The 4,597-nt window shown below is 39.4% G+C and carries 8 protein-coding genes; 7 read left to right on the top strand and 1 reads right to left on the bottom strand.

The window, feature by feature from the left end:
- Positions 1-139: 139 nt before the first annotated feature.
- From B3B27_RS07805 to B3B27_RS07775, 7 genes are read left to right on the top strand one after another with little or no spacing between them, the layout of a single operon-like run.
- A complete protein-coding gene (locus tag B3B27_RS07805; protein ID WP_286847237.1) occupies positions 140-679 on the top strand; it encodes a hypothetical protein in 540 nt (179 codons plus the stop codon).
- A 5-nt stretch (positions 680-684) separates the two neighbouring features.
- Complete coding sequence (locus B3B27_RS07800; protein ID WP_286832794.1) at positions 685-1,128, top strand: helix-turn-helix transcriptional regulator; 444 nt, start codon at positions 685-687, stop codon at positions 1,126-1,128.
- On the top strand, positions 1,125-1,571 hold the full coding sequence (locus B3B27_RS07795; RefSeq protein WP_286847236.1) for a hypothetical protein: 447 nt from the start codon (positions 1,125-1,127) through the stop codon (positions 1,569-1,571). The genes B3B27_RS07800 and B3B27_RS07795 overlap by 4 nt, the downstream gene beginning before the upstream one ends.
- Positions 1,572-1,606: 35 nt before the next feature.
- Positions 1,607-1,780: a hypothetical protein gene (locus tag B3B27_RS07790; RefSeq protein ID WP_286847235.1), complete on the top strand. Its 174-nt coding sequence runs from the start codon at positions 1,607-1,609 to the stop codon at positions 1,778-1,780.
- A gap of 1 nt (position 1,781) precedes the next feature.
- On the top strand, positions 1,782-2,012 hold the full coding sequence (locus B3B27_RS07785; RefSeq protein WP_286832798.1) for a hypothetical protein: 231 nt from the start codon (positions 1,782-1,784) through the stop codon (positions 2,010-2,012).
- A complete protein-coding gene (locus B3B27_RS07780; protein WP_286832800.1) occupies positions 1,999-2,892 on the top strand; it encodes an alpha/beta hydrolase family esterase in 894 nt (297 codons plus the stop codon). Before B3B27_RS07785 ends, B3B27_RS07780 begins: the two co-directional genes overlap by 14 nt.
- Before the next feature lie 17 nt (positions 2,893-2,909).
- Positions 2,910-3,212, top strand: coding sequence for a hypothetical protein (locus B3B27_RS07775; protein WP_286832802.1), 303 nt, complete (start codon positions 2,910-2,912; stop codon positions 3,210-3,212).
- A gap of 154 nt (positions 3,213-3,366) precedes the next feature.
- Here B3B27_RS07775 and B3B27_RS07770 read toward each other — a convergent pair whose 3' ends face one another.
- Entirely contained in the window at positions 3,367-4,362 is a 996-nt protein-coding gene (locus tag B3B27_RS07770) for a metallophosphoesterase family protein (protein WP_286832803.1), read from the bottom strand.
- Positions 4,363-4,597: the final 235 nt, after the last annotated feature.

Here is a 4,597-nt window from a genome sequence, read left to right as displayed (position 1 = left end):
ACAAGTTACTGTAGATAAGCTAAACCAAGAAGATCACCATGGAAAATTAATGTAGCGGGAAATGATTAAATAGTCATTGTATCAGCATTTGTTAAATTAGAGATAAAATGACGTTAAAGTAAACCTGTAGGTTGATATTATGAAAATTGTTACTACCTTTGTAGAAAATTTATTCACTTTTTGGTATAAAGGAGTTTCCAAAGACGAGCTTGCATTTCAATTCAGCAATTGGAAAGATCCGGAGTTTCTGTACAATTTTTTTAAATTCAATTACAAAGATCTTCATCGATCTATCTGGAAGTACATTTCTATAGAATATGCAATAGATAAAACAGTTCAAGATGCTTTAGAATTTGAAAGCGAATTTCTGGATAATCATGAAATAAATCTAGAAGAACGATTCAAACCTCTAAATGATTTACAAACTTCATTCATCAATTTGAATAAAAGTAAATGCTATGGCATGAATGCTCCCAGTTGGTTAAGGCTATATGGACTGCGTGTTGAGAAGGGTGTTTACGTGATTACAGGAGGAGCTATTAAACTCACACACAAGATGGAAGAAAGGGCGCATACCATGGAAGAACTTATCAAATTAGAAAAAGGACGAAACTTTTTAATGAAAGAGAATGTTTTTGATGGTGACGGACTCGTTGATTTCATTGAATTTCAACTTTGATAATTATGGGAAAAAGTTTAGATAGATTAAAGGAGCTTGCTGCCGGGAAAATGTCGTCTTGGCAGGAGGAAGCCAATTGGTACAGACAAAATAATGGATGGTTAAAACAATCTTCCAAAATAGCTTTTCGTATCCTTAGCGAATTGGATGAAAAAGGATTATCGCAGAAGGAATTGGCATTGAGAATGAATGTGTCTCCGCAATATGTTAGTAAGATAGTAAAAGGTAAGGAGAATCTATCGCTCGAGACCATATGGAAAATAGAGGAAGCTTTGGGTATTACCCTCATCTCTGTGAACGGAAACGTACAGTATGTTTATCCTGAAACAATAACGTATAATGAGTCATATACGAGAATTCCATTATCTAAGAGTTTGAGTACCCGGGTGAATGATGATTATGTCAACTATAAAAATACTTTCCAAAACAAGGATGATAATGTTGCATGAAAGAAACTATTAACTTCAGGTTAGTAAGACTGAGTACTGATCAGTTTGGTATACTGAGAGATATGTACGAACCCGATGCGCCGATAGGAGTAAATACACAATTAGCGTTCGGTGCCGGGGAAAAAGAGGAAATTGTAGTGGTTTCTGCTTCGTTCCGTTTTGAGTCGAATAATAAAACTGTGCCCTTTATCATCGTTGAAACAAAAGCGTATTTTCAATTAAAACCCGAATCGTGGAAATGCATGTACGATGAAGAAACGAACGAGCTTGTTTTAGAGAAAGGGTTCGCACGTCATCTCAGTGTAATAGTGGTAGGCACGTCCAGAGGAATTCTACATAGCAGGACTGAAGGAACAGACCTGAATCATGTCGTTTTACCGCTGACAAACGTTGAGGAAATTATAAAAGAGGATGTGATTATAAAATTAGCCGATAAGCTCTGAAGAGTTTGGAAGGGTAAGCCCCGAAATGAATCAAGATGAAGCAACCCGTGTCATTTTCAAGAGTAAGCAACATGGTGTCATCGACCAGAGCGGAAGTAGGCAAAACAACAATAATCAACTATATAGGATATGTCAAAGATACCTGGCTGATTTCTTCGTTACAAAATATAGCCGGCAAGCTGGTTGATAAGGAAACCAAAAGGAGTTGAAGTGGATTTTTATATCCCTGGTGAAGCCATTGCCATTCAAGTGTGCTATGACCTTGATAACAGCGATGACACATTCGATAGAGAGGTTGGAGCATTATTGAAACTTTCCAACGTATTAGAATGTAAAAGGTTGATGATTATTAAGCGAGATAGTGAACAGATACTGAAAATTGATGATAAAACGATTGAAATTATTCTTTTAGTAAAAACTATTTTTTATGCGATTACCTGACTTGAAACATTTATTTGAAGTTCTGACTGCCAGATCCTTCTTGACAGTACTCATGCTTTTTGTTGCTGCCGTTGGCAGTGTACGTGCCGACAATACGCCGGAATATACCCTGCAGTGTGAAGGCATTGAACGGGTGTATCGGTTGCATATACCGGAAAACATGCCGGAGAATGGACCGCTGGTCATTGTACTGCATGGGTACGGTAATCCAACCCCGGACATATTAAACGAAACGGCCGACCGTCACCGCTTTGCGGTCTGTTACCCGCAGGGCGAGAAAGACGGCACGGGGAAGACAGGCTGGAATGTAGGGTATCCCTTTCAACACGATATGACGATTGACGACGTGGAATTTCTGACGCAGCTGGTCCGTCATCTGCAACAGAAGCATGGCTTCAGCAAACAGAATGTCTTTTGCGTGGGGATGTCGAACGGAGGGGAGATGTGTTATCAGTTGGCAGCCCGGGAACCGGATCTGTTTGCTGCCGTTGCGCCGGTATCCGGATTGATGATGGAATGGCTTTACAAAAGCGACAATTCTACCCACCCTGTTTCCCTCTTCGAAATCCACGGCACGGATGATAAGATTTCTGTCTGGGAAGGCGATCCCGATAATAAGGGGGGATGGGGTGAATATATTCCTGTGCCCCTTGCCGCACACTTCTGTGCGGCTAAGAACCGCTGCACGCTCATGCAAACCGATACGGTCATCGGAAAAGCGCCCAATAACCGCACAATCGTGAAGCACCGTTTTTCCGGTGGAACCAATGACAGTGAAGTGTGGTTGTATGAGATGATTGGAGGTGGACATTCCTGGTTCTGGGATGATTTGGATACGGGTGATGAGCTGTGGAAGTTCTTCAGCAGGTTTCTCAAATAAAGTAGATTGATACGGATATGAAATTAGATGATCTAGGATATAATGATAAAATTGAAAAATTAAGGATTGAGAATAACCTTGAAGACTTTGAAATTGGTAGAATAATTTCGGAACATAAAGAAAGATACATAGTTAAAACCGAAAAAGGCGAATTTAAAGCCAAGATTACTGGCATAACACTGATTTTAGTTCCACTGCTGTCTTTTGGGCAAGAGATCACATTCAAGATCGAAAAACTCTCAAAACCGGAGAGATTACTGTATTTACAATCATACGATGATATTTACAAAAACCGACTTAAAAATTGGCGAGCTAATTGAATAATCAACTAAGATATGATCCAGAATTTTGAAACGGAAAACATACGTAACAATCGTGGTACAAATTAAGAGGCAGCACATTCTAAAGCGATTACAGCAATTCTGGGCACTATTAGTATAGCGATAAGCGGGACACATTGAGTTCTATTTTTGTTTATTTCACGGAACCAGAGAAATCATCCGGAAAAGAGACTTTGTCTTTGATCCGTCCATCAAGCAGATGAATCCAGGTATCAAACTCACGCTTATTTTCTTTTAACTCCACTACACGAACACCATTCATTTGTGGTACGTAGGTTGTCCTCCAGCCACTGAAGCATCCGTAAGAAAGCGCAATATCATTATAGTTGACGATGTAATCATTTACATGTTCATGCCCGGTGAAAACACCCATCACATCCCGCATCTCACGCATTGCAAAATAGAGCCCCGTGTTGAGCTCGGGAGGGCATTCATCCTCAAGCCTCACCCCAAAACGAACGTTTTTTTCATCATTGAATGCTTGCCGGTATTCAGGCAGGGGAATGTGGAAGTATGCCAATGCCGGCAATGGCTTGAAGTTATTATCAATGGTGTATCGCAAGCTCTTATTCCTGTACCATTCAATTTGTTCAGGTGTAATCCATCCGTACCCCTTTATTCCGTCGATAGTAGAATAAGCTCCTGAGTCAAAACAGTAGATGAGTGAGTTTACTTTCAGATGTTTGTCACTTCCGTAAATGGGGATTACATCATTCATCACACCTGTAACGCCGGGTACTGAAATTGTATTGAGATTATAAGGGTAGGCTGTAATTATGCGGGCAATCTCCTCGCGAGTAAAGCCTTGCTCATGATCATGATTACCTAATGCCACGGCAAAAGGTATTTGACGATCGATAACGAATTTTGTAAGGGCATCCCATCCTTCCCGTACGGGGCGGCCGGTTACTATATCACCCGTAAAGACGACCATATCGGGCTTTTCAGCATCCAAAACACGGGATATAAGCAGTAAAGTTGTATCGGATTTCGGATTCCCGTGAATGTAGTGCATATCGGTAAACTGTACTATTTTAAAAGTACCGTCTTTTTTGAAGGAGAGTTTTTGTGCATTTAATGAAAAAACAAAAAACGATAAAAACAAAATTAGTATTGTCCTTTTAATCATAGGAATATTATTTTTATTGCATTGATTACTTAACTTTCACAAATATACATGTTTTAATCTATATTTGTTCGTTCCTGAGATTCCATTTTAGATGTTGCTTCTAAAGGCGAAAGAGAATCGATTTCTACCAATCTATCTAATATTCAAAGCATTCAGCAATAATCTATAGAATTTTTCTTAGCAAAAATTCTTACAACCTTATAGCTAATTATAACAACTAATGCCGACATAACAG

The sequence above is a fragment of the Proteiniphilum sp. UBA5463 genome, assembly GCF_002427225.1.
Taxonomy (GTDB): domain Bacteria; phylum Bacteroidota; class Bacteroidia; order Bacteroidales; family Dysgonomonadaceae; genus Proteiniphilum; species Proteiniphilum propionicum.
This window is presented reverse-complemented; position numbering and strand designations above follow the sequence as displayed.

Coding starts and splice junctions, on each gene's coding strand:
- B3B27_RS07770 (WP_286832803.1), bottom strand. CDS start 4,362: ATGATTAAAAGGACAATACTAATTTTGTTTTTATCGTTTTTTGTTTTT.
- B3B27_RS07790 (WP_286847235.1), top strand. CDS start 1,607: ATGAAGCAACCCGTGTCATTTTCAAGAGTAAGCAACATGGTGTCATCG.
- B3B27_RS07800 (WP_286832794.1), top strand. CDS start 685: ATGGGAAAAAGTTTAGATAGATTAAAGGAGCTTGCTGCCGGGAAAATG.
- B3B27_RS07775 (WP_286832802.1), top strand. CDS start 2,910: ATGAAATTAGATGATCTAGGATATAATGATAAAATTGAAAAATTAAGG.
- B3B27_RS07795 (WP_286847236.1), top strand. CDS start 1,125: ATGAAAGAAACTATTAACTTCAGGTTAGTAAGACTGAGTACTGATCAG.
- B3B27_RS07780 (WP_286832800.1), top strand. CDS start 1,999: ATGCGATTACCTGACTTGAAACATTTATTTGAAGTTCTGACTGCCAGA.
- B3B27_RS07805 (WP_286847237.1), top strand. CDS start 140: ATGAAAATTGTTACTACCTTTGTAGAAAATTTATTCACTTTTTGGTAT.